Origin of the sequence: Aquirufa avitistagni (assembly GCF_042715545.1) — a bacterium.
GTDB lineage: Bacteria > Bacteroidota > Bacteroidia > Cytophagales > Spirosomataceae > Aquirufa > Aquirufa avitistagni.
Window position 1 is genome coordinate 231047 of the sequence record NZ_JBBKXZ010000001.1, and the last position, 23288, is coordinate 254334.

17 protein-coding genes are annotated in these 23288 nt (G+C 41.0%); 9 read left to right on the forward strand and 8 right to left on the reverse strand.

Going from position 1 to position 23288, the window contains the following annotated elements; all coding sequences use genetic code 11:
* Positions 1–19: 19 nt before the first annotated feature.
* From pyk to priA, 4 genes are read left to right on the forward strand one after another with little or no spacing between them, the layout of a single operon-like run.
* Positions 20–1489: a pyruvate kinase gene (gene pyk, locus U0R10_RS00980; RefSeq protein WP_377981810.1), complete on the forward strand. Its 1470-nt coding sequence runs from the start codon at positions 20–22 to the stop codon at positions 1487–1489.
* A 7-nt stretch (positions 1490–1496) separates the two neighbouring features.
* Complete coding sequence (locus U0R10_RS00985; protein WP_377981811.1) at positions 1497–2267, forward strand: lysophospholipid acyltransferase family protein; 771 nt, start codon at positions 1497–1499, stop codon at positions 2265–2267.
* A gap of 2 nt (positions 2268–2269) precedes the next feature.
* Positions 2270–2872 (forward strand): gliding motility lipoprotein GldD, encoded by a 603-nt coding sequence (gldD, locus tag U0R10_RS00990; RefSeq protein WP_377981812.1) that lies wholly within the window; start codon positions 2270–2272, stop codon positions 2870–2872.
* 40 nt (positions 2873–2912) lie between these two features.
* The gene (gene priA, locus U0R10_RS00995) at positions 2913–5414 is read left to right on the forward strand and encodes a replication restart helicase PriA (RefSeq protein WP_377981813.1); all 2502 of its coding nucleotides are present in this window, start codon (positions 2913–2915) and stop codon (positions 5412–5414) included.
* Here the strand turns inward: priA and U0R10_RS01000 are convergent.
* The 3 genes from U0R10_RS01000 to U0R10_RS01010 form a co-directional block, all read right to left on the reverse strand.
* Entirely contained in the window at positions 5411–6136 is a 726-nt protein-coding gene (locus U0R10_RS01000) for a nitroreductase family protein (RefSeq protein WP_377981814.1), read from the reverse strand. The genes priA and U0R10_RS01000 overlap by 4 nt on opposite strands.
* A gap of 100 nt (positions 6137–6236) precedes the next feature.
* Entirely contained in the window at positions 6237–8009 is a 1773-nt protein-coding gene (locus tag U0R10_RS01005; RefSeq protein ID WP_377981815.1) for a RagB/SusD family nutrient uptake outer membrane protein, read from the reverse strand.
* A 27-nt stretch (positions 8010–8036) separates the two neighbouring features.
* Positions 8037–11291, reverse strand: a complete 3255-nt coding sequence (locus tag U0R10_RS01010) for a SusC/RagA family TonB-linked outer membrane protein (protein WP_377981816.1) — start codon at positions 11289–11291, stop codon at positions 8037–8039.
* Between the two features lie 263 nt (positions 11292–11554).
* Here U0R10_RS01010 and U0R10_RS01015 point away from each other — a divergent pair, with 263 nt between their 5' ends.
* Together U0R10_RS01015 and obgE are read left to right on the forward strand one after the other, a co-directional pair.
* Positions 11555–12124, forward strand: a complete 570-nt coding sequence (locus tag U0R10_RS01015) for an adenylate kinase (protein ID WP_377981817.1) — start codon at positions 11555–11557, stop codon at positions 12122–12124.
* A gap of 141 nt (positions 12125–12265) precedes the next feature.
* On the forward strand, positions 12266–13297 hold the full coding sequence (obgE, locus tag U0R10_RS01020; RefSeq protein WP_377981818.1) for a GTPase ObgE: 1032 nt from the start codon (positions 12266–12268) through the stop codon (positions 13295–13297).
* Positions 13298–13300: 3 nt separating this feature from the next.
* Here obgE and U0R10_RS01025 read toward each other — a convergent pair whose 3' ends face one another.
* The 5 genes from U0R10_RS01025 to U0R10_RS01045 all read right to left on the reverse strand — a co-directional run bounded on the left by U0R10_RS01025 (position 13301) and on the right by U0R10_RS01045 (position 17686).
* Positions 13301–14203, reverse strand: coding sequence for an SDR family oxidoreductase (locus U0R10_RS01025; RefSeq protein ID WP_377981819.1), 903 nt, complete (start codon positions 14201–14203; stop codon positions 13301–13303).
* On the reverse strand, positions 14200–15141 hold the full coding sequence (hemC, locus tag U0R10_RS01030; RefSeq protein ID WP_377981820.1) for a hydroxymethylbilane synthase: 942 nt from the start codon (positions 15139–15141) through the stop codon (positions 14200–14202). The genes U0R10_RS01025 and hemC overlap by 4 nt, the downstream gene beginning before the upstream one ends.
* A complete protein-coding gene (locus U0R10_RS01035) occupies positions 15125–16255 on the reverse strand; it encodes a DNA polymerase III subunit (protein ID WP_377981821.1) in 1131 nt (376 codons plus the stop codon). The genes hemC and U0R10_RS01035 overlap by 17 nt, the downstream gene beginning before the upstream one ends.
* Before the next feature lie 3 nt (positions 16256–16258).
* Positions 16259–17374, reverse strand: coding sequence for a putative sugar nucleotidyl transferase (locus U0R10_RS01040; protein ID WP_377981822.1), 1116 nt, complete (start codon positions 17372–17374; stop codon positions 16259–16261).
* 69 nt (positions 17375–17443) lie between these two features.
* Positions 17444–17686 carry a type B 50S ribosomal protein L31 gene (locus tag U0R10_RS01045; RefSeq protein ID WP_377981823.1) on the reverse strand — a complete coding sequence of 81 codons (243 nt, stop codon included), beginning with the start codon at positions 17684–17686 and terminating at the stop codon, positions 17444–17446.
* Between the two features lie 522 nt (positions 17687–18208).
* On the opposite strand from U0R10_RS01045, the gene U0R10_RS01050 reads away from it, so the two are divergent.
* The 3 genes from U0R10_RS01050 to U0R10_RS01060 all read left to right on the forward strand — a co-directional run bounded on the left by U0R10_RS01050 (position 18209) and on the right by U0R10_RS01060 (position 23287).
* Positions 18209–20656 carry a ribonucleoside-diphosphate reductase subunit alpha gene (locus U0R10_RS01050; RefSeq protein WP_377981824.1) on the forward strand — a complete coding sequence of 816 codons (2448 nt, stop codon included), beginning with the start codon at positions 18209–18211 and terminating at the stop codon, positions 20654–20656.
* A gap of 195 nt (positions 20657–20851) precedes the next feature.
* Positions 20852–22327 (forward strand): glycosyltransferase family 39 protein, encoded by a 1476-nt coding sequence (locus U0R10_RS01055; RefSeq protein ID WP_377981825.1) that lies wholly within the window; start codon positions 20852–20854, stop codon positions 22325–22327.
* A gap of 3 nt (positions 22328–22330) precedes the next feature.
* The gene (locus U0R10_RS01060) at positions 22331–23287 is read left to right on the forward strand and encodes a glycosyltransferase family 2 protein (protein WP_377981826.1); all 957 of its coding nucleotides are present in this window, start codon (positions 22331–22333) and stop codon (positions 23285–23287) included.
* Position 23288 lies beyond the last annotated feature (1 nt).

Genomic DNA, 23288 nt, shown 5'->3' on the forward strand with positions numbered 1-23288 from the left:
AAATTGACTAAATTAATCTATGTCGTATCAACGCAAAACAAAAATAGTTGCCACAGTAGGCCCAGCCTCTGAATCCAGAGAATCTTTAATCCAATTAGCAGAAGCAGGTGTAAATATCTTTCGTTTGAATTTTTCACATGGTACACATGCGGATCATTTAGAACGCTTAAAGACTATTCGCTCAATCAGTGAAGAGAAGGGTTTGAATTTGACAATTCTTCAAGATTTACAAGGTCCAAAAATTCGTACGCAGTTAGTTGAAAACAATGGAGTGCCTTTAGAAGCAGGAAAGCAATTGATTTTTGCGATGGATGAAAATCTTTTGGGAACATCGGAGAAGGTCGGAACTACATATACGTCAATGTATTTAGATGTGAATGTAGGCGAGCGTATTTTGATGGATGATGGCAACCTAGAAGTTAAGGTATTAGCAATTGATAAGGTTAAAAAAGAAGTTCTTACGGAGGTTGTATATGGTGGGATTTTAAAGTCAAAGAAGGGTATTAACCTTCCGGGTACTAAAGTTTCATTACCATGTTTAACTGAAAAAGATACCGAAGATTTATATTTTGGTTTAGACCATGGTGTTGACTGGATTGCTTTATCTTTTGTGCGTAAAGCATCTGACATTTGGGATATTAAAGATAAAATTAAAGCATACGGCAAAACAGCGCGCGTGATTGCTAAGATCGAAAAACCTGAGGCTATTGATAACTTAGATGAAATCATTGAAGCGACGGATGCAATCATGGTTGCACGTGGAGACCTAGGCGTTGAAATGGATGGAGCCGTTGTTCCATACCTACAAAAAGTGATGGTAGAGAAGTGTACAGCTGCTGGAAAACCAGTGATTGTCGCTACCCAAATGTTAGAGTCGATGATTACCAATCCAGTGCCTACGCGTGCTGAGACTTCTGACGTAGCTAATGCGGTATTGCAAGGTGCTTCGGCTACCATGCTTTCGGGTGAATCCGCTTCAGGTGCCTACCCAATCAAGGCTGTCGAAACCATGGCACATATCCATGAGATTGTTGAACAACAGCAAAATGCAATAGAAATTATCAAGGGAGATGAGGCTGCGATTTATTTTAAAAATCACGCATTGGCTAATACCTCCAATGTTACGTTAACCGATCGCCTAATTTCAGGCGCTTGTAGACTAGCACGTGATTCAAAAGCCAAAGCTATTCTTTGCATCACAAACTCGGGTCAGACTGCGTTTAAATTATCAGCTCACCGACCAAAAGCTGACTTGTTTGTATTCACAAACAACAAGCAACTGATGTCTACGATGGGCTTGCTTTGGGGTGTGAAAGTATTTTATTACGAAGCTAGCTCTGAAAGTGCAGAAAAAACGGTTCAAGGCATGGTAGAAAAGTTAAAGCAAGAAAAGCTTCTGACACCAGGTGATGTTTTTGTAACTACCTTATCAATTCCAGCGCATACTACCAAGAAAACTAATACGGTTCAATTGGGTATCGTTGAGTAATGTGTTTATGAAAAAAAAGAATCCACATATTTCAAATCCGCTAATCGGTCTATACTCTGTATGGACCGGTTTTTGGTTTATTGGGTGGTTCTTAGCACTTTATCCATTCATGTTTCTTTTACTCCAACATCGGGATACGAAACGCTATGCGCATAAACTAGTCCGACTTTGGTCAAGTTTATTCTTTGCTTTTGGATTAGTGCGTTTTGAGATTCAACGTAGTGAAAAATTAGATTCCAAGCAGGTGTATGTTTTCTGCTCCAATCACTTTTCCTATTTGGATATTCCTGCATTTGTCAAGATTTTGCCTAACTATTTCTCCTTCGTGGGGAAATCGTCCATTAAAAAAGTCCCCCTTTTCGGTTATTTGTATAGTCGGCTGAATATTTTAGTCGACCGTAATGACCGCGCCTCTCGAACTGCGACCTTGTCAAAATCCATCCGAGCGCTGCAAGCCAATCGCAGTATTATCATTTTCCCCGAGGGCGGGATCACGTCAAAAAAATTCCCATTTATGTCGACCCCATTGAAAGATGGAGCCTTCGCAATGGCTATACAGCAACAAGTCCCCGTGCTTCCTGTCTCCTTTTTGAATAATTTTCAAATGATGGATGATGATTTTTTTGCTTTAAAACCTGGAAAAATCAAAGTCATTATACATGCGCCCGTTGAAACTAAAGGTTTGACGCAAGAGGATATGCCTGTATTAAGGGAGAAAGTTTTTGAAATCATCCAAAAGCCAATATTGGATTTTCATGGAGTAGACCAACCTCGGTAATCATGCGCTATCTACTCATTCTTTTGATTCTTTGGTCTTGTCAGGTGAATACAGAGCAAACTAACTCCCTTCCTCGCCCCAAAGGATTTAACCGAATTGTTATGCCGCCCGCTGTTTTTCAGCCAGTAGAAAAAGGACATCCATACCGGTTTGAAATTTCTAAGTACGCCCAAGTAATACCTGATACTGCAGAAATAGGAAATAAAAAGAAAATCTGGAAAGCAGAGCCACATTGGATTTACATTTACTATCCACGCTGGGACGCGTTCATTCAGATTACGTACAAGGCTTTAGGTGGTGATCGTAAAAAAATGAATGCACTGATTAATGATTCTTATGCATTGGCCTATAAACACCAAGGGAAAGCCTCAGGCATTCAAGATTATGTCATGACGACGACTGATGGTCGTAAAGCAGGACTTATTGAATTAAATGGTGAAGTCGCCACTTCTTTACAATTCTTTACGACAGATAGTTCTAAACATTTTCTACGTGGTGCGATTTATGTTAAAACCGCCACCCAAAATGATTCATTAGCCCCTATCATTCAATTTTTGAAACAAGACGCGATTCATCTAGTCCAAACACTTCGCTGGCAAGATTAGCTTGGCCGACTGCCAATCTTTGCGTTTATTTGTAGCTGACATGGGAGAATCAAATTTGCTTTTTGAATCGGAAGAATCGACGGTTTTCGTTGACGCGCTACTCCCTTTACCCATCCCACGTTTTTTTACCTACCGCGTTCCGCGCCAATGGGCACAGGTTGTTGAGTCAGGACTTCGAATCGTAGTTCCTTTTGGTAGTACCAAAGTCTTGACTGCGGTAATCGTATCCGTTCATCACCAACCGCCCAAGCAGTATCAGGCCAAATATCTGCTGGAGATTTTGGATGATGCACCGCTCGTAACCACATCTCAAATTGCCTTGTTTCAATGGGTGGCCAATTATTATATGTGCTATCCAGGAGAAGTTTTTCAAGTTGCGTTACCCGCAGGTTTAAAAATCTCAAGTCAATCAAAAGTGCAAGTGCATCCTGAATTCGATCAACTCAATGAATTGACCGAAAAGGAGCGTGTGATTGTCGAAGCAATTCAAGCGAAAGGGGCCTTAACCTACGATGAGGTCGCACGTGTTGCCGAAGTTAAAAGTCCATACCATCACATAAAAGCATTGGTTGGCAAAGGTGCTGTCTTGATTTTTGACGAGCTCAAGGATCGCTACACGCCCAAAGTAATTCGTAAGATTCGCTTGTGCAAAGCATGGGAGGATATAGGCGCACTGACCGAATTGATTAAAAGTTTAGAGGATAAGACAAAGCAAATAAGTGTGTTACTTCATTATTTGCGCTTTATCCCTGTTTTGCGTGATCCATCAACGAATCAGAAAGGTTTAGAAAAGGCTAGTTTTTCGCTGGCAGAACTATCTGATAGTTCCTTGCAGACACTGCTAAAAAATGGAATTTTTGAATCCTTTGAAGTGATTGTTTCGCGTTTTGGATCAGATCAAGATGACTTTATCCCAGCGACATTTGATTTAAATGAACCACAAACAAAGGCTTATCAATCGATCTTAGATCAATTTCAAACGAAAGAAACCGTATTGTTACATGGTATCACCGGTAGCGGTAAGACGGAAATATACATACGATTAATTCAAGAGGCATTAGCGAATGGTGACCAAGTCTTGTATTTGCTTCCTGAGATTGCGTTAACGACCCAAATCGTATCGCGCTTGAAAAAGATTTTTGGTGAGCAAGTGGGGATTTATCATTCCAAATTTTCAGATAACGAGCGCGTTGAGGTTTGGAAATCAATTGTGGAAGGAAAATATCCCTTTGTAGTGGGCGTTCGTTCTTCGGTGTTTTTACCTTTTTCACGCTTAGGTCTGATCATTATCGATGAGGAGCATGAATCTTCGTTTAAACAAACGGATCCGGCACCGCGTTATCATGCGCGTGATGTAGCGATGGTACTGGCAAACCAACAAGGGGCTAAGGTACTTTTGGGATCTGCGACTCCTTCTATAGAAACCTATTACCAAGCGAAGCAAGGTAAATATGGATTAGTGACGTTGTCTGAGCGATTTGGGAAAGCGCAACTACCTGAACTACGTGTGTTAGATACCAAATATGCGACACGCATGAAGCAGATGAAGGGTGGTTTTTCCGCAGATCTTGTTTCTGTTTTGCAGTCAAATTTTGAACGAGGAAAACAGAGTCTTTTATTTCAAAATAGGAGAGGCTATTCGCCCTATATCCAATGCCAGGATTGTGATTGGATCGCTGAATGTAATCAATGCGATGTGAGTTTAACCTACCATGCCAAAGACCAAGAATTACGCTGCCATTACTGTGGTTACCGCGAAGGTTTATTAACGCGTTGCGGTGCTTGTGGAAGTACCCAATTGAAAACGATGGGCTATGGAACGGAGAAATTAGAGGAAGAATTACAACTTTTAATTCCAGATGCCCGTATCGGTAGGATGGACTTAGACACGACACGCTCGAAAACAGCATTTAATAGCCTTTTAAGCGAGATTCAATCGGGAAACATTGATATACTTGTTGGCACGCAAATGGTAGCTAAAGGCCTCGATTTTGAGGGTTTATCTACCGTAGCCATTTTTGATGCGGACCGAATTATTAATTTCCCTGATTTCCGGGCGCATGAGCGTGCGTTTCAATTAATCACCCAAGTGGCTGGTCGGGCAGGAAGACGGGATGAGCAAGGTCAAGTTTATGTACAAACAAATCAACCGAGTCATCGCCTTTTTGATTTTATACAGCGTGGAGACTATGCTGCGTTATATGCAGATGAGATTGTTGAGCGTGAAGGATATCATTATCCCCCTTTCTCGCGTTTAATTAAATTAACGCTTCGGCACATGGAGGCACAAGCGGTGGATCAAGCAGCGAGGTATTTAGGTGGGATATTGAAGGAGCGTTTTGGGCATGGGAGGGTACTCGGTCCTGAAAAACCCCTCATTGAGCGTATTCGGAATCAATATGCCATGGAAATCTTAATTAAACTGGAGAAGGGTGTTTCTTTGGCTAAGTTTAAAGAAAGCTTACGAGCATGTCTGGATGAACTTCCTTCAAATAAGCTCTTTAAAGGAGTTCAGGTTATCCCAGATGTAGATTGTCTTTAGCGTTTAAAAACGACATTTTCATAAGGTAGTCGGAAGCGCTCTCCCCAAATACCTTCATCGGTTCCTTTGCCAACAGATACAATCATGTTGATTTCTGCTCCGGAAGGTAATCCAAGTTCTTTCTTAACGCGTACCGCATCAAATCCTTCCATTGGACAAGATTCATACCCTTCGGCAGCAATGGATAGCATAAATGTTTGTGCAGCTAAGGCACATGATTTATGCACAGTAACGCGTTGGTCTGCTTTTCCACCAAAACGCATAAATGGTTTCCGGATCCCCATGAAAAAGCACATCGCTTTTCGAATACCAGTGAAGAGGCCAAATGGATCTTGACGGTAAAGAAGCGGCATTAATTTGCTGTAATATTGCAAGCCTCGCTTCTCCATTTTTCCAGGTTCTTTACCTTGAAGTGATTCCTGGATACGAGATAAATTCCATTTAGCACGCTGGGACCATAGGTCTTGTCTCGTCACAAACACAACAAGGTGTGCCGTATTTTTTGCTGCGGACTGACCTAAACATAGGGCATGAAATTTTGCTTTTTCTTCTGGACTTTGTATCCAATAGAATTCCCACAATTGCATATTGCTACTATTCGGTGAGAGAATGGCACGCTTTAAACTTCGTTCAATGACTTCGTCCGCAACAGCAATTGCGGGATCAAATCGTCTGTTACTTCGGCGGCGTTGAATAATCGTTTCAAAAGAATCAGCTAGCATAGGAATAAATTTTGTCAAATATACAGGAATTGTTGGTAGGTCTTAAAACAAAAAAAGTCAGAACACAAGGTTCTGACTTTTTTTAAAAATTCAAGATAGATTAATATCCGTCATTTTGTTTCAATGTAGGCTTTCCACCTTTTTGAGAATTTAAGATCTCATCGATTGGTAGCGGGAAGTATCTGTTTTTAGCAGTAAATGATTTTCCAATCATATAACTTCTCTTGTTGTAGGTTCTTCCTGTTAAGTCTTTACCTGGTGCACCTTCCTTAGGAATGTACATTTTGTTCAAGAAGTCTTCTGCAATTCCCCAACGAACTAAGTCGAAGAAACGGTGACCTTCCATCGCAAATTCTAAGCGGTTTTCCATGTATACTGCATTTAATGCATAATCTTTTCCGTTAGCAGCAAATGTGCCAGCTGGATATGGATTAACAACATTTTTAACAGATGCATCTTGAACTTTACTAGTTTTTGCACGGTTACGAATCAAGTTAACATATTCCTCCGCTTTCGCTAGGTTATTTTCTTCAGCTTCGATCTCAGCTAACCATAAAATAACATGAGATAACTTAAGAAGACGGTAGTTGTTATTAACTGAACGACGGCTGGTTGAGTGTGTCGAACTTCCTTCGTCAGCTAAATAATACATCCATTTTTTACCTGTATATGGACCCGCATAATTTTGGTCACGAATCCAAGAAAAACCTGGCATTTTACCCCAATCAAGGAAATTAACTCCACGACGGCCAACTGTCCAATCTAATCTTGGATCTACAGGTTGAGAAACATCTAAAACAAAATTAGCATTAGCTGCAACACCCTGATCGTTAGGCAAATCAACTTCGTTGTAAGTATCCTCCAATCCTGCTTTGTTTTTTCCAATCATTGGAAGTCCTTCTGCAGTGGTTTTAAATGAATTTACCAAATTTTGAGATGGCTGGTAAAATCCGCAACATCCACGACCCGGCGCGGCTGCACTATATGGCCAATTTAAGTTATCTCCAGCGTTTCCATTATTTCCTGTTGAACCATCATTCACAGAGAATTGAACTTCAAAAATTGACTCAGCATTATTGTTTGTGGTATTTCTGTAGTTGTCATGATAATCAACAAGTCTCTTTCCAGAGTTTTGTAAGATATCTAACAATAAAGGCTTAGCTAAACTATATTTCTTTTGGAACATATATGTTTTTGCAAGATATGCCATCGCAGCCCATTTAGTTGCTCTACCTTTTTGAGCTTGGGTAGCTGGTAAGTTAGCCACAGCAAACTTGAAATCCTCTTCAATGTTTGGCCAAATGTCTTTGTCATTGGCTACTTTAGTTGAATTCGGATCATCACGCTTGTACGTATTCTCGTCAATGTAAGGAATCATGTTCCACATTTTCTTTCCTTCGAAATGGTAGTGTCCACGTAAGAAACGAGCTTCTGCAATCACTTGCGTTTTCTCTGCATCAGTCATGTCCTTCACATCTGGGCTTTTAGCCAATAAGATAGCCTCATTCGCACGAGCTACGCCATCATATGTATGTTGCCATTTACCATTAAAATAGGTGTTTTCCGCAAACCAGGTGAATTGCTCAATAAAACTTTGTTCTGGTTGGTCACCAGCATCGGTACCTTTTACGGCATCACCAGATGTAATTCCACCAAACACATAGTTTGATATGGTGGATTGACGTCCTGTATTTCCTGCACCTACTCCGTCTAATAATGAATATGCGCCTATTAATAAGGCATTTACTCCACTTTTATTAGATAGAGACGTTAGAGATGCTGCCCCTTGAGGTTGTACCTCGAGAAACGACTCTGAACAAGAAAAGTTTATTCCAACTGTCGCAAACAATGCGAATATGATTAACTTTTTCATTTTGTATCTATTTTAAATTATAGTTAATTAAAATCCTACTCTTAAACCTACATTGTAAGATTTAGCCACAGGGAACGCACCCTCATCAATACCCATGTGGATATCTTGATTGTCTGCTCCTGAGTTTCTAATGTTGATATCAGGATCTAAACCTTTGTATTTAGTTAAAGTCAATAAGTTTTGTCCTTGTACATACACTTGCATCGAGCTTAATTTAATTCGCTTCAATACCGTATTAGGTACGTTGTATGTTAATTGGATGTTCTTGATACGCATGTATGAACCATCTTCAACGAAGTACGTTGAAATTTGCTGGCTAAATGTATCACTCGCATTTAGACGAGGTAATTGAGCCACATCTCCTTGTTTCTTCCATGATTTGTACAACATATCTGTTGAACGGTTTCCTTGGAACGTATTAAAGTCTGTCCAGTACTTCAAGTAGTTGAAGATCTCATTTCCTTGAACACCTTGTGCAAACACAGTTAAATCCCAGTTTTTGTATCCTAAATTAACATTTAAACCATAGGTGAAGTCTGGGTGTGGATTACCAATAATGGTTCTATCAGAAGCATTAATTTTTCCATCGCCGTTTACATCTTTGAATTTAAATACACCTGCACGTGTATATCCTGGAATTTGTACTGCTGCGGCTGCTTCTGCATCATCTTTAAGAACGCCTTCTACTACGTATCCAAAGAAACTAGCAATCGGTAATCCAGCTTTTGTAACTGAAATGGCTGGAAGACGAGTTGTAAATCCAAAGATTTGTGCATTTGGATCATCATTTAACTTAACCACATTGTTTTTGTACTGGCTAATTTGTCCAGAAATTGAATAACGTAATTGGCCGATTTGATCTCTATACGTTACATTTAAGTCAATACCTGTATTGTTTACTTCACCAATGTTCACAAATGGGATACTTCCAGTTCCAGATGATCTTGGAATTGGCACCTGCGTTAACATATCAGATGTTGTACGCGTATACCAGTCAAAAGCCACATCCAATTTGTTGTTGAATAAACTAGCATCTAAACCGATGTTGGTTGATGTATTTGTTTCCCAACGGCCATTTGAATTACCAAACTGTGCAATATCAAAACCAGATGCAATCGCGTTACCTGCTCCACCAATGTCATAGGCATTGTTGTTAGGATCTGGTGTAAACAAGGTATATGCATTGTATACGTTTGGAATCAACTGATTACCTGTTTTACCCCATCCTGCACGAACTTTTAAATCATTAAGTTGTGTGATGTTCTTGAATAAAGCTAATTCAGAAAGACGCGCACCTACAGAGAATGCAGGGAACACACCATAACGATACGCTGGAGAAAAACGAGAAGAACCGTCTCTACGTAACGTGAAATCCGCTAATAAGAAATCTTTGTATGAGTAGTTTGCTTTTCCGAACTGAGAGAACAATGCAGTGATTGTTGCTCCAGATCCTGCATTTGTTAAACCTGCAGCAGAACCATTGTTCAAGTAACGATATGATAAATCGTCAAAGGCGAAATTGCTTCGTTGTGCTGAAAAACCAAATCCATACGTAGATACAGCTTCTGTACCCACTAATACGTTAAAATCATGATCTCCAATCTTCTTTGAGTAATTCAAGGTATTGTACCATGTTACCGCACGGTCATAGTTATTTGAAACTGTCAAACTGTTCGCATTTCGCGCTTCAGCCGCCTCAATATCACGATTAAAAAAAGCTGATTGATTGAAGTTGTTGTATTCAAAACCAACGCTTGTACGAGCCTTTAAATCTTTCATGATTTCAACTTCAGCAAATACGTTACCAAAGATACGCGTAGAAGTTACTGGGTTATCTTTTTCTCTGTACTGACGAGCCAATGGGTTAGGTGCGTTACCTAAGTTAGAACCACGTGGTCCTGCAAAACCATTTAAAAATGAAGTATTTGTTCCTCCTAAGGCTACTGGACCTCCTGTTATATCAAATACGGGGATGATCGGCTGGATACGAATCGCGAACATGATTGGGTTTGATTCACTGTTGTTTCCAGAAGGAATACCTACACGCTCATCGATTGAAACAGTAACGTTTTCTCCAAAGGTAATAGCACCTTTTTTGAATTCTGTATTCGCACGTACTGAATAACGCTTATAGCCTGTGTATTTTAAGATACCTTCTTGATCAAAGTAACTAGCAGAAATGGCATATTTGCCATATTTTGAACCACCTGTTGCACCAATCTGATAGTTGGAGATTTTAGCTGGACCAAAAATTTCACGTTGCCAATCTGTACCTTCCTTGTTGGCTTTCGTAATGTTAAACGCTGTAACACCCAATTTTGGATCAGCGATATCATTTGTGTACGTGAAGTTGGCAGGCAACGCCCCATATACGTTTGGATAGATGTAATCTGCAATAGTCTGAGATCCATCTGCACCAAAACGGTATTGTGCTGATGGAGAAGTACCCGCTGGTCTTCCTGCACCAATTTGCGACTCGTAGAAATACTGCCCCATTTCTTTGGTGTTCATTAAATCCAAAAGCTTACCCACTTGCTGAGTTCCCGTATACATATCAAAACTAATCTTCGGCTCACCCTCAGTACCTCGCTTTGTCGTGATGATCACGACACCATTCGCAGCACGGGCACCATAGATAGAAGCAGCAGATGCATCTTTCAATACCTGCATTGACTCAATATCATTTGGGTTGATTTGGTTTAGGGTACCTTGAGTAGGAACACCGTCAATCACATATAAAGGTGAATTGTTGTTAATAGATCCAAAACCACGGACACGAACCATCGTTCCACCACCCGGAGAGTTATCATTACCAACAGTAACACCAGAAGCACGTCCTTGTAACATTTGTGTTACGGAGGCTGCTGGAACTGCTGTAAGTTCTTTCGCACTTACAACCGCTACCGCTCCTGTAATGTCTTTCTTACGTTGGGAGGTGTAACCTGTTACAACAACCTCGCTCAATTGACTTACATCCTCATCCAAAACAATGTTAATCGTTGAACGATTAGCTACGGATGAAGTTTTTGAAACGAAACCTACTGAACTAAAGACTAATTCAGCATTGTTTGATTTTACTGTAATGGAGTAAGCTCCATTACCATCTGTTGTCGTACCAGTTGTTGTTCCTTTAACTGCAACAGATACACCGGGAATCCCGCCGCCCTTGGCGTCTTGGACTGAACCCGTAATTTTTCGGTCTTGAGCTAACGCTGTCCAGGTTACGGATAACATTAACGCCATTAGAAAGACCACTCGGCTTACGTAGAAATTGTTTTTCATAGAATAAGTGTTTTTGAGTGTTTGCCGACCAATTTACTAATTGTGTCGACGTTTAATAGGGCCAAATTAATGAAATAAATCTTACATGCTACACTGTTATTTTAATTTTTTTAAGATTTTTTTTAATATTTATCATAAATATAATTTCTAGGTAATGAACACAAGTTCAATTCTATTTGAACATAGGTTAATCTGAATCCTTTGTTTACCTTTGTGGGTCTATTCATTTTTACGCTTTCAAAGGAATTTTCCGCGCATCAATTATGTTAAATTTAGTTTTATTCGGGCCCCCAGGGGCAGGCAAAGGAACTCAATCGGCCAAACTCATTGAAAAATACGGTTTAATACATCTCTCTACAGGTGATTTGTTGCGTGCAGAGATTTCTGCAGGCACCACACTGGGATTAGAGGCCAAAAAACTAATGGATCAAGGAATTTTGGTTCCTGACGCTGTTGTTATCGGCATGATTGAGAATAAATTAAATGAGAATAAGTCAGCTGCCGGATTTATATTCGACGGTTTTCCCCGCACAGTTGCGCAGGCAGAAGCATTAGACTCACTTTTAGCTAGCCATTCGTTGAGCATCACCCAAATGATTGCGCTCGAGGTTGCTGAGGAAGAATTAACCCAAAGACTTCTAGAACGTGGTAAATCATCCGGTAGACCAGATGATCAAAACGAATCGTTGATTCGTAAACGCGTGCAAGAATATATGGAAAAGACAGCCCCGGTAGCTGGTTATTATGATAACCAAGGAAAGTTTACGGGTATCAATGGAGTAGGAGAGATTGAATTTATTTTCGGTCAGATACTTTCTATTATTGAGATGTAAGAGGTTAGAATTAAGAGGTAAGAAGTAAGAGGTGAGAGGTAAATATTTTAACCTTCGGACTCATTCCCTACGGACTATCTACTGATTACTGACCACTGATTACTAGCTACTGACCACTAAATATTGACTAACAACTAACTAATGACTTCAAATTTCATCGATTACGTCAAAATAAATCTGCGTTCTGGACGCGGAGGAAGTGGCTCATCCCATTTTCGTCGTGAAAAGCACGTACCTAAAGGTGGACCTGACGGAGGTGATGGAGGTCGTGGTGGTCATGTGTACATCGTGGGCAATGCCCAGCATTGGACTTTGTTACACCTTAAATTCCAAAAGCACATCATTGCTGAAAATGGTAAAGGTGGCGAAGGTGGCCGTCGGTCTGGTTTAGAAGGTGAGGATATATTTGTCGAAGTTCCCTTGGGAACCATCGTGAAAGATGCAGAAACGAACGAATTCTTAGCGGAAGTAACCGAAGAAGGCCAAAAAGTATTGTTAGTTCCTGGTGGACGTGGTGGTTTAGGAAATACACATTTTAAATCATCCACAAATCAATCACCTCGCCATGCACAACCTGGTGAAGCCGGTTTAGATCGCTGGGTGATTATGGAATTGAAAGTTCTAGCAGACGTAGGCTTGGTAGGTTTCCCTAATGCAGGTAAGTCAACGTTGCTTTCGGTATTATCTGCTGCGAAGCCGGAAATTGCCGACTACCCATTTACAACCTTAGTGCCTAATTTAGGTGTGGTTGCTTACCGCGATTATAAATCATTTGTAGTCGCAGACATTCCAGGTATTATCGAAGGAGCTGCTGAAGGTAAAGGGTTGGGATTGAGGTTTTTACGTCATATTGAACGGAATTCTATCCTCTGTTTTCTGATTCCCTCCGATGCAGAGAACTGGGGAAAAGAATACGACATTCTCGTTGGCGAATTAACTAAATTCAATCCCGAATTATTACATAAACGTCGTGTTTTAGTTGTTTCTAAAATGGATTTATCCATCCCTGAAATGGAGCCTGAAATGCGCGAAAGTCTTCCCAAAGATCTTCCTTTGGTATTTATTTCCTCGATCACTCAATCTGGAATTCAAGAATTGAAAGACCTACTTTGGGAAACGCTTCAAGAAGAAAATAAAGAAGTGGCTACCCAAGTTCCGAGTAGCATCGAGTAATTTTTATTGGATTTGTTTAGCCATTAACGCAATACCATCATCAAACGTACGCGGTTGGTACCCTAACTCCCGTCGTGCTTTATCTAAGATAAATCCGGTACGAGGCGGACGCTTTGCCGGTTGCGAAAAGGTTGACGAATCTGCTTGTTGGATAAGTTCGACCGGCAAACCATAAAAATTTGCTGTTTTGATAGCCATCTCATAAGGAGTTAAAAAGTCTGATCCCGAGATGTTGAAAATACCTTTCGCTTCTTTATGGGCAATAAGCCAGCATCCCATGGCGAGATCTTCTGCGAGGGTAGGTGTGCGAAATTGATCCGTCACCACATTAATTTGCTTTCCTTCTTCTAATGACTTTTTGACCCAAAGAATGATATTTGTCCGGCTCATATCCGAAACAATGCCGAATACTAAAACCGTACGGGCAATTGCCCAGCGGATAGACGAAGCCTCGAGTAATTTTTCTGCACGTAATTTACTGGCACCATACACAGAGATTGGGTTAGGTATTGCCTCTTCTGTATAGGGTCCATCAGCTCCATCGAAAATAAAGTCGGTGGATAAATGACATAAAAACGTGTTGTGCTTTTGACATGCTTCGATTAAATAGGCAACTGCCGTCACATTGAGTAATTCACATCCTGTTTGGTCTGTTTCGCACGTATCCACATTGGTCATAGCCGCGGTATGGATAACCACATGCGGTTGATAGGTATCAAAAACCGTATTTACTTCTCCCGAATTTGTGATGTCTAAAGAAACATACCGATAGCCAGCTGAATTTGGCAATCGATTTTCGCCTTTAGCTGTTGCGATTAAATCTACTGTAGATTCTTGAACTAAAAGTTCAACAAGTTTCTGTCCCAATAGCCCATTGGCCCCAGTGATTAAAATCGTCTTTTTCATGATTGCGATGCTAATTGTACGCGTATTTCCTTTAATAGTTGTTGGGCCCCTTGCTTGATTAATTCGGTTGCCACTTGATTCCCTACTGATTTAGGCTCAGCGCCTATACCACTCGATTCGATTTTTTGATCTCCGGATAAACTAAGCACACCCGCATGTAAGTGAATCTGACCCGCCACAAGCTTCGCATGTCCAAATACCGGCACGCTGCATCCGCCGTCTAGCATGGCCAACAAGCTACGTTCAGCTACAATACAAGATTCAGATGCTGCATGATTGCAGGCTGCTCGGATGGCTTCACGTATGTTAGAATCAAGCCGACTTGAACACTGGATTGCCACGCTACCTTGTCCCACCGCTGGAACATAAGCTTGTAAATCTAAATGTTCCACGATATAGGCTTCCATGTCCATGCGGTGAACGCCAGCGTAAGCGAGCAACATCGCATCACAATCTCCATTTTTTAATTTCTCTAATCGTGTTTGCAAATTTCCACGCATCTCTACCGCCACATGCTGTGGATACTGATGGGCTAAGAATGCACGTCTACGCGTAGATGAAGTTCCGATCCGTAAAGGAGCTGATTGGCCTAATCGAATGGATGGGTTCATACTCAATACCACATCATGTGCCGCTTCACGTTCCGTGAATGCAATGAGTGGAAGATCATCAGCTAGTGTGGAGGGGAGGTCTTTGGCAGAATGTTGCGCAATGTCAATTTCCCCAGCACGTAACATCGTTTCTAGTTCTTCCGTAAATACGCCTTTTGCGCCAATTTTCGAAAGTGAACGATCGAGAATTTTATCTCCAATGGTATTAATGGCAACTAATTCATACGTCATGCCGGCAGTTTCTAATAGCCGACCGATATGATGGGCTTGCCACAGCGCTAGCGCGGAATTTCGCGTGCCGATCCGTATGTTATTTTTTAGCTGCATTCGCGATTCGAATAATTTGCAAAGATAAGTCGAGGTGGATCATTTTGGCACGACCATTCCTTTCCAAATGATAATATGCAGTCGATAGTAATTCACTGATGCGTTCAATGGACTCTCGATTCAATGTTTTGGAGAAATTAGTAATAAACCCACGTTCTTTTTCGAGCGCCTTGATTAAACTAGGGGCATCTGCAATTTGATATAGGCACTGTCTGAAAATATGTAGCGCATACTCAAGAAGTCCTTTTTGTTCTTCTTTTTGAAGCGCATCATATTGATCGGCAAGTGTGGCTAATTTGCTTAAATTCTTACTGTAAACTGCCCGCATCCAGTCGGAAAACCAGGTGGATGTACTCAGGTTTTCTGTTTTTGCTTTTTCCAGTGCCCACGCAATATTTCCTTCGGAACTATAAGCTAAATTTTGGGCTCGATCGAGATCGATTCCCTCTTTTTGTGTTAAAAAATTGGCTAAATCGAATTCGTCAACTGCCTGAATAGCAATGCGTTGGGTACGTGAAAGAATCGTTGTTAATAACTTTTGTGCATCAGCACATACTAAGAAAAATAACGTAGATGTAGGTGGCTCTTCTAACGTTTTTAGTAGTGCATTTCCAGACGATAAATTCAATGATTCTGGATGCCAAATGAGAACAACTTTGAAGGGTGCCTCAAATGGTTTAAGGCTTATTTTTGGGAGTAATTTTCTGGTTTCTTCAACGGGGATATTTCCTTGTTTGTTTCCTTCCGCTCCCATGGCTCCTAGCCATTCGGGTAAGGTTCTGTAGGGAGAATCCAATAGAAATTTTCGCCATTCAGGAAGGAAAACATCTGACTCGGCTTCTTTGACTTTTTTGGTTGTCACCGTAGGAAACATGAAGACAAGATCCGGATGGACACCTCGCTGGACCTTTTGGCAACTAGGGCATTGCCCACATGAATCTTCCCCTTGTTTGTCAGTGCAAAATAAAAAGGAAGTAAACGCCAGTGCCATGGCTAATTGTGCGCCTCCGTTCGGGCCATGAAATAATTGCGCATGTGCGATGTGTTGAGTTAACACCGCTTGGCTCAATTGTTTTTTAGTCGTATGAAGTCCGGGAATATCCTGAAAACGCATCCTCTAATTTCGGTCTTTTGCTTCCGCTTTCCAAATCGCTTGCATGTTCGATTCCAGATTTTCTGGAATTTCTTCATTTTTGGCGTTTATCCATGCCTCAGCACTTCGCTTTGCTTCTTCGAATCGATAGGTGAGTACCTTGGGAAATTCGCCCCAGGTAAATGCAGGAATGAATTTGGGAAGAAAGTCAGTTCCACTGATATTACAATGGCAGCTCACCACCGTTCCGGTATTAAATTTTGTACTGATACCGGTCGTGACAAAATCACCCATGAGTACACCAAATGACTTGACTGCCGTTGGCCGCATGTCTTTTTTCGTATAATCATAAACGTTCACGTTTTGCAGATCATTGCGCACATTGGACGTGGTCGTCATCGCTCCCCAGTTGCAGAAGGAACCTAGTATGGAATTCCCTAAAAATCCATCATGCGATTTATTTGAATTAGGATACAGGATGGATGCGCTGATTTCGCCGCCAACTTTACATTTTTCACCGATGGTGGTATTCGGGCGAATTTTGGCTCCTAGGTTGGTGGTACTTCCTGCTAAAAGAGCAGCAGGTCCTTGAATCAATGTACCTATTTGTATGTTTACATTAGGTCCAATATAAACGGGGCCTTGGCTTGCATCGATGATGCTACCATGTATCGTGGCACTGGGATCCACGTAGCAGTTTTCTGCTGCGATGAAACTCGTACCACATTCAGCAAGAACCGCTAAATCAGGCTTATTGGGTTGTATCTCAGTCCGCAACGCATGGTTGTTGGCCACAATACAATCCTCGGGGTAGGCGACGAAAAGTGGCTGTTTTACTAGTTGGCTAGCCTCCAGCTCACTCGGATGTTGCTGCGTACTTGCGCGGTAAGCGATCCACTGATTTTGCCACATTAGACAAGTGTCTTCGGCTTGATTTGTGAGTGCGTCTACTAACTCCTCGGTAGGAATACAAGAACCTAATATATGGCAGTCGCTTGGTATGCGGTCTGCCATCGCTTCCCATTTTGTTTCGATGGTGCTGATGCCAATTAATAAGTCTTTCAACTCACGTGTGTACGTAAGTGGCAGCAATTGCTGGACGATTATTGGATCATTGATCAGTAGGCTCGAATTCCACATAGCGCAAATTAAACGAAAAAAGCCTCGACCAAAAAATGGAAGAGGCTTTTCTTTATGCTGTTAGCAGTATTAGTTCTTTGCGTAACGCTTGTTGAACTTGTCTACGCGACCAGTCGTGTCTAATAACACATTCTTTCCTGTGTAGAAAGGGTGTGATTGAGAAGAAACCTCTAGCTTGTAAACTGGATATGTTGCGCCTTCGAATTCAGTTGTTTCAGTTGTTGCAACGCATGAGCGAGTCAAAAACTTGTAATCAGCTGACAAATCGTGAAATACTACCTCTTTGTATTCTGGGTGGATGTCTTTTTTCATGTCTTTAATTGTGGACGATTCCCGGCCGTCTGTTTGTTTGTGCTATAAGAGACTTACGGGATATAGTCTCATTTAATCGGGTTGCAAAATTATCATTTTTGAATTTAAAACCAAAATATTTTACTAAGTAATTTTTCGGACTTCGTTGACCTTAAACACACAAAAAAATTATTTTAAAATATTTTTCTAGTACTTTTCCAAGATGCATGGGGCGTAATGATTTGACAGGTGGACACTTATATATGGTAATTTAAATATGACCTTTTTTACTTTCGTTTTTAGCCAAAAAATAGTTTGCAAGCGGAGGTGATTTTTTCTAATTTTACACAAGTGCCCAAGCAACCAAAAGTGCCTCAATTTTTGGTAATCTAAAAGCAAAAAAACAAAACCGCCAACAGGTCAAATTGAAGCAGTTCAAGCGACCAAAATTGAAAAGAAAAAAATTCTTAAGCGGGATTGTATTGTCTAAGATTGACTGGGTGCCAAACGAAGTATTCATTTATATTATTTTATAAGAAACACATGTACGTATTTAAAAGAGACGGTCGTCGCGAATCTGTCAAGTTTGACAAAATCACAGCCAGAATAGAAAAGCTTTGCTATAGCTTGGATCCCTTTTTTGTGCAGCCTTTAGAGGTGGCAAGAAAGGTTATCTCGGGTCTGTATGACGGGGTAAAAACGACCGAATTGGATAATTTAGCGGCTGAAACGGCGGCGTCTTTGACAACAAAGCACCCAGATTATGCCATTCTAGCTGCGCGTATTGCGATATCAAATCTGCACAAGAATACGTTAAAGTCGTTTTCTGCGACGATGAAACGTTTATTTACTTACGTAGATCCAAAGACAGGGCAAAATGCAGCCTTGTTGTCTAAAGAGGTTTACGACATCATTAAAAAGAATGCGGTTGAGTTAGATGAGGCGATCATTTATGACCGGGATTTTGGTTATGATTATTTCGGTTTCAAAACCCTAGAGAAATCATACCTACTTAAGTTAGACGGAGCAATTGCTGAGCGTCCTCAACACATGTTGATGCGTGTGGCTGTTGGTATCCACGGAACTGACATCGCAGCTGCCATTGAGACGTATAATTTATTGTCGGAGCGTTGGTTTACACATGCTACGCCAACCTTGTTTAATGCAGGTACTCCGAAGCCCCAAATGTCATCTTGTTTCTTGCTAGCCATGCAAGATGATTCCATCGAAGGAATCTATGATACCTTAAAGCAAACTGCGAAGATTTCACAGTCGGCTGGAGGTATCGGATTGAGTATTCATAACATCCGTGCAACAGGCTCTTATATTAAGGGAACGAATGGTACTTCTAATGGTATTATTCCTATGTTACGTGTATTTAATGACACAGCACGTTATGTAGACCAAGGTGGTGGAAAGCGTAAAGGGTCATTTGCGATTTATTTAGAGCCTTGGCATGCGGATGTTTTCGAATTCCTAGAGTTGAAAAAGAACCACGGAAAAGAAGAAATGCGTGCGCGTGATTTGTTCTATGCACTTTGGATTCCAGATTTATTCATGAAGCGTGTTGAGAGCAACGAAGAGTGGTCTCTATTCTGCCCACATGAGTGTCCAGGTTTATCTGATGTATACGGTGACGAATTTGAAGCATTATATACGAAGTATGAATTAGAAGGTAAAGCGCGTTCCGTGGTGAAAGCGCAAGAACTTTGGTTCAAAGTGTTAGAGTCGCAAACAGAGACAGGTACACCATACATGTTGTACAAAGATCATGCGAACAACAAGTCTAATCAAAAGAACTTAGGAACAATCAAGTCTTCGAACTTATGTACGGAGATTATGGAGTACACATCGAAAGATGAAGTAGCCGTATGTAACTTGGCATCCTTAGCCTTACCTAAATTCGTTCGTACAACGGAGACGGGTGCGCCAGCATTTGATCACCAACGACTTTATGAGGTAACTAAAGTAGCTACGCGTAACTTGAATAAAGTAATTGATGTCAACTACTATCCGGTACCTGAAGCACGTAATTCAAACCTACGTCACCGCCCAATCGGTTTAGGGGTTCAAGGTTTAGCTGATGTATTCATCATGTTACGTATGCCTTTCGAGTCAGAAGAAGCGCAACAATTGAATAAAGATATCTTCGAAACAATTTATTTTGCAGCGATGGAAACATCGATGGAATTAGCGAAAGTAGAAGGTCCATATTCAACTTGGGAAGGTTCACCAATCTCTAAAGGTGTTTTCCAATTCGATATGTGGAACGTAACTCCATCATCAGGAAACTGGGATTGGGAAACCTTACGTCGCGATGTCGTAGAACACGGTGTACGCAACTCCTTGTTAGTTGCGCCAATGCCAACTGCATCAACTAGCCAGATCCTAGGAAATAACGAGTGTTTCGAGCCATATACATCAAACATCTACGCACGTCGCGTATTGTCAGGTGAATTTGCGATTGTCAACAAACACTTGTTGAAAGATTTGATCAAATTGAATCTTTGGAATGAGACCATGAAGAACAAATTGATCTCAGCTAATGGTTCTGTTCAAAGCATTCCTGAAATCCCACAAAATTTGAAAGAACTGTACAAAACAGTTTGGGAGATCAAGCAAAAAACAATCTTGGAGATGGCTGCAGACCGTGGCGCGTACATCTGCCAATCACAAAGTTTGAATATCCACATTCAAGATGTCAACTTTGGTAAATTAACATCTATGCACTTCCACGCTTGGAAGCTTGGTTTGAAGACGGGTATGTACTACCTACGTACGAAAGCTGCAGCAGATGCGATCAAGTTTACCATCGAAAAGCAAGCTGATGTGGCTATCGAGCAAACAAATGAAGTGAATGAGACTGAGTTGCAATATGCCTCTCACGCAGCACAAGCAGCTGCATCATTTACGACGGACGATGCGCAAAATAAGGCTGACATGACCTGTTCATTGGATAATCCAGAGGCATGTGAAGCATGTGGATCATAAATAAATTGAAAGCATAACTTGTCAAAAATCACTTAGCTATCCAGTTAAGTGATTTTTGTGTTTAACTAGCTAACCAAATACATGGGTAATAAAACGATTCTTGTTTCAGCATTTTTTGGTCTGATGATACTCGGGTTCGTTTTGAGGTTTTATCATATTGGGTCATTCAGCTTATTTGGGGACGAAAAGCAAAGCATGATGATCGCAGTCGGGAATACCAATATAGGTGGTATGTACGACCTGATGCAACCTGGGAAGACTTTTACGCCTGCCGATTTTTGGGAGCCGCGTGGTATTAAATCCTGGTTGGACTCGGATGCACGTGGCGATGTTAGTGGCAATAGTCTTGTCCATGACATGCTACTCAAAATAGTAGCGTTAATTTTTGGAAAGGGAGACGGAACTGTTCGGAGTATATCGGTGATCTTTAACATGCTGACCGTATGGCTCATGTTTTTTTGGTCACGTAAAATCTACCCCAAAATCACTTGGCAAATTGCCTTGCTAGCATTTGCGGTGATTGAGCCGTTTTTTGTGGTGTATAGCCAACAAGCCCGTAATTATGCGACTTCGATGTTTTTCGCGACGGCATCTAACTTCTTTTATTGGAAACTGATCTACCCGAAACCTGAGCAAGGGATAAAATCTAAAGATTTATTGGGCTGGATATTGACGAGTATATTAGCGCTCTTTTCTACCTATCTAACCGCCCTAGTGCTTGTTGGACAAGGAATTTATGCCCTCCTGAATTTGCGCTCGAAGGAAATATGGACGCGTTTGAGTATCGGTGCAGTTATCATTATCATACCGTTTCTTGGTTGGATGACCTTGGGTCCAGGTCAATACTTTTTAGCTTATCAAGCAGATGCTGGAGCTCAGTATTTAGCTTACTTGAATGCAAATGGACCAATTCCTGGCTGGATTGAAGCTGCTAATTTTAGTAATCTGCTCAAGCGTACCGTGATGATTTTGTCGGATCTATTCTTTTGGACAAATGATTTATATGCCAAACAAGGTTATCGGTTCGGGGGTGTTGCACTGGTTCTATTTGGCTATGGAATATATACTTGGTTGAAGGATTTCAATCCTGAAAAACGTCGTTTTTATTTATTTGGATTGCTACAGATTTTGCTCCCTATTTTGGTTTTGATCGCAACGGCCATCAATGCGGGAACAACGACCGGATATTTTATTCGTTACGCAGGGTTTGGGCTTCCTTTTGGAATTTTTATTTCGGTAGGCTTTATGGAATATGTTTTTCAAAAGCCCATTTGGATTCGTTTGGTCGCAGGCTTATTTGTGTTTATCCAAGCATATTTTTTGGTCTTCGCCTTTTTACCACTCTACCAAGATAAATCGCAAAAGTATACCTCATCTACCGGTCGGATTAAAAATCCATACATTGATATTGCAGACAAATTACGCGCACAATATACCGTTGGCGACACCATTTTGTATCCATCGCATGTGATCAATTTCCTGAATTCGAAACATCTTGCTGGAGGTTCGTATAGCGTGGCAGATGCGCAATTAGTGAATTTGTATTTATCGCCTTCAGATAAATTTATCCAGCGAATCGATACGCTGCGAAAAGATTCCGTAATTTTAAAGCGCAAAAATGGAACAGAAGTTCTGATTTTTGATTTTAAACAAGGTAAATACCGCTATTAATTTATGCCCAATTCGACGCCTCAAGTTTCATTTGTTATTCCTGTCTACAACGAAGAGAGCAATCTTTCGATGTTGGCCGACCGGTTAGTGAAAATCATGGATCAATCGCCCATCACCTTGGAGGCTGTGTTAATCGATGATGGCAGTCGGGATAATTCCCGCACCATGTTGCAGCAATTAGCCTTGAGTGATCCACGTTTCCATGTAGTTTTGTTGTCGCGTAATCATGGTCACCAACTGGCCCTGACGGCAGGACTTTCGGTTGCGCGCGGGTCGGAAGGAGTATTTGTGTTGGATGGCGATTTGCAAGATCCACCGGAGTTATTAGATACGTTTTATGCCAAATTTAAAGAAGGTTATGACGTTGTCTATGCTGTACGTGAGAAGCGTAAAGAGGTATTTTATAAGCGTTTTGCCTATTTTATTTTTTATCGAATTTTGAAGAAAATTGCCAACATAGACATTCCGTTGGACAGTGGCGATTTCTCTTTTATCAGTCGGCGCGTAGTTAACGTCCTCAATAAAATGCCTGAAGAGAGCCGTTTTATCCGTGGAATGCGTACGTGGATAGGCTTTAAGCAAATTGGCATTGCGTATGATCGTCAAGAACGAGCATCTGGAGATTCAAAATATTCGTTTAGCAAATTGGTTCAGCTAGCGCTGAATGGAATTTATAATTTTAGTGAATTCCCCATCAAGTTTGTTACCTCGCTGGGCGGGTTTGCTATTGTTTCTTCGGTAATCTATTTGATTTCTGTAATTGTTAAGAAACTGTTTTTTGATCAGGTCATTGAAGGTTTTACAGCCTTGCTCTTTGTGATTATTTTGTTTGGTGGTATACAATTAATGGCCATAGGTGTTCTTGGGGAATATATTTTGCGTATCTTCTTCCAATCAAAAAGTCGGCCAAATTTCATTATCGAAAAAGAAATTTGTGCAGGCAAATACCTAGATGAATAAC

Bases quoted from the DNA above. Each gene is read 5' to 3' on its own strand.
- U0R10_RS00985 (WP_377981811.1), top strand. From the start codon at position 1,497: ATGAAAAAAAAGAATCCACATATTTCAAATCCGCTAATCGGTCTATAC.
- priA (WP_377981813.1), top strand. From the start codon at position 2,913: ATGGGAGAATCAAATTTGCTTTTTGAATCGGAAGAATCGACGGTTTTC.
- U0R10_RS01005 (WP_377981815.1), bottom strand. From the start codon at position 8,009: ATGAAAAAGTTAATCATATTCGCATTGTTTGCGACAGTTGGAATAAAC.
- U0R10_RS01055 (WP_377981825.1), top strand. From the start codon at position 20,852: ATGATGATCGCAGTCGGGAATACCAATATAGGTGGTATGTACGACCTG.
- U0R10_RS01050 (WP_377981824.1), top strand. From the start codon at position 18,209: ATGTACGTATTTAAAAGAGACGGTCGTCGCGAATCTGTCAAGTTTGAC.
- U0R10_RS01015 (WP_377981817.1), top strand. From the start codon at position 11,555: ATGTTAAATTTAGTTTTATTCGGGCCCCCAGGGGCAGGCAAAGGAACT.
- U0R10_RS01035 (WP_377981821.1), bottom strand. From the start codon at position 16,255: ATGCGTTTTCAGGATATTCCCGGACTTCATACGACTAAAAAACAATTG.
- pyk (WP_377981810.1), top strand. From the start codon at position 20: ATGTCGTATCAACGCAAAACAAAAATAGTTGCCACAGTAGGCCCAGCC.
- U0R10_RS01010 (WP_377981816.1), bottom strand. From the start codon at position 11,291: ATGAAAAACAATTTCTACGTAAGCCGAGTGGTCTTTCTAATGGCGTTA.
- gldD (WP_377981812.1), top strand. From the start codon at position 2,270: ATGCGCTATCTACTCATTCTTTTGATTCTTTGGTCTTGTCAGGTGAAT.
- U0R10_RS01025 (WP_377981819.1), bottom strand. From the start codon at position 14,203: ATGAAAAAGACGATTTTAATCACTGGGGCCAATGGGCTATTGGGACAG.
- U0R10_RS01045 (WP_377981823.1), bottom strand. From the start codon at position 17,686: ATGAAAAAAGACATCCACCCAGAATACAAAGAGGTAGTATTTCACGAT.
- U0R10_RS01040 (WP_377981822.1), bottom strand. From the start codon at position 17,374: ATGTGGAATTCGAGCCTACTGATCAATGATCCAATAATCGTCCAGCAA.
- U0R10_RS01000 (WP_377981814.1), bottom strand. From the start codon at position 6,136: ATGCTAGCTGATTCTTTTGAAACGATTATTCAACGCCGCCGAAGTAAC.
- U0R10_RS01060 (WP_377981826.1), top strand. From the start codon at position 22,331: ATGCCCAATTCGACGCCTCAAGTTTCATTTGTTATTCCTGTCTACAAC.
- obgE (WP_377981818.1), top strand. From the start codon at position 12,266: ATGACTTCAAATTTCATCGATTACGTCAAAATAAATCTGCGTTCTGGA.
- hemC (WP_377981820.1), bottom strand. From the start codon at position 15,141: ATGCAGCTAAAAAATAACATACGGATCGGCACGCGAAATTCCGCGCTA.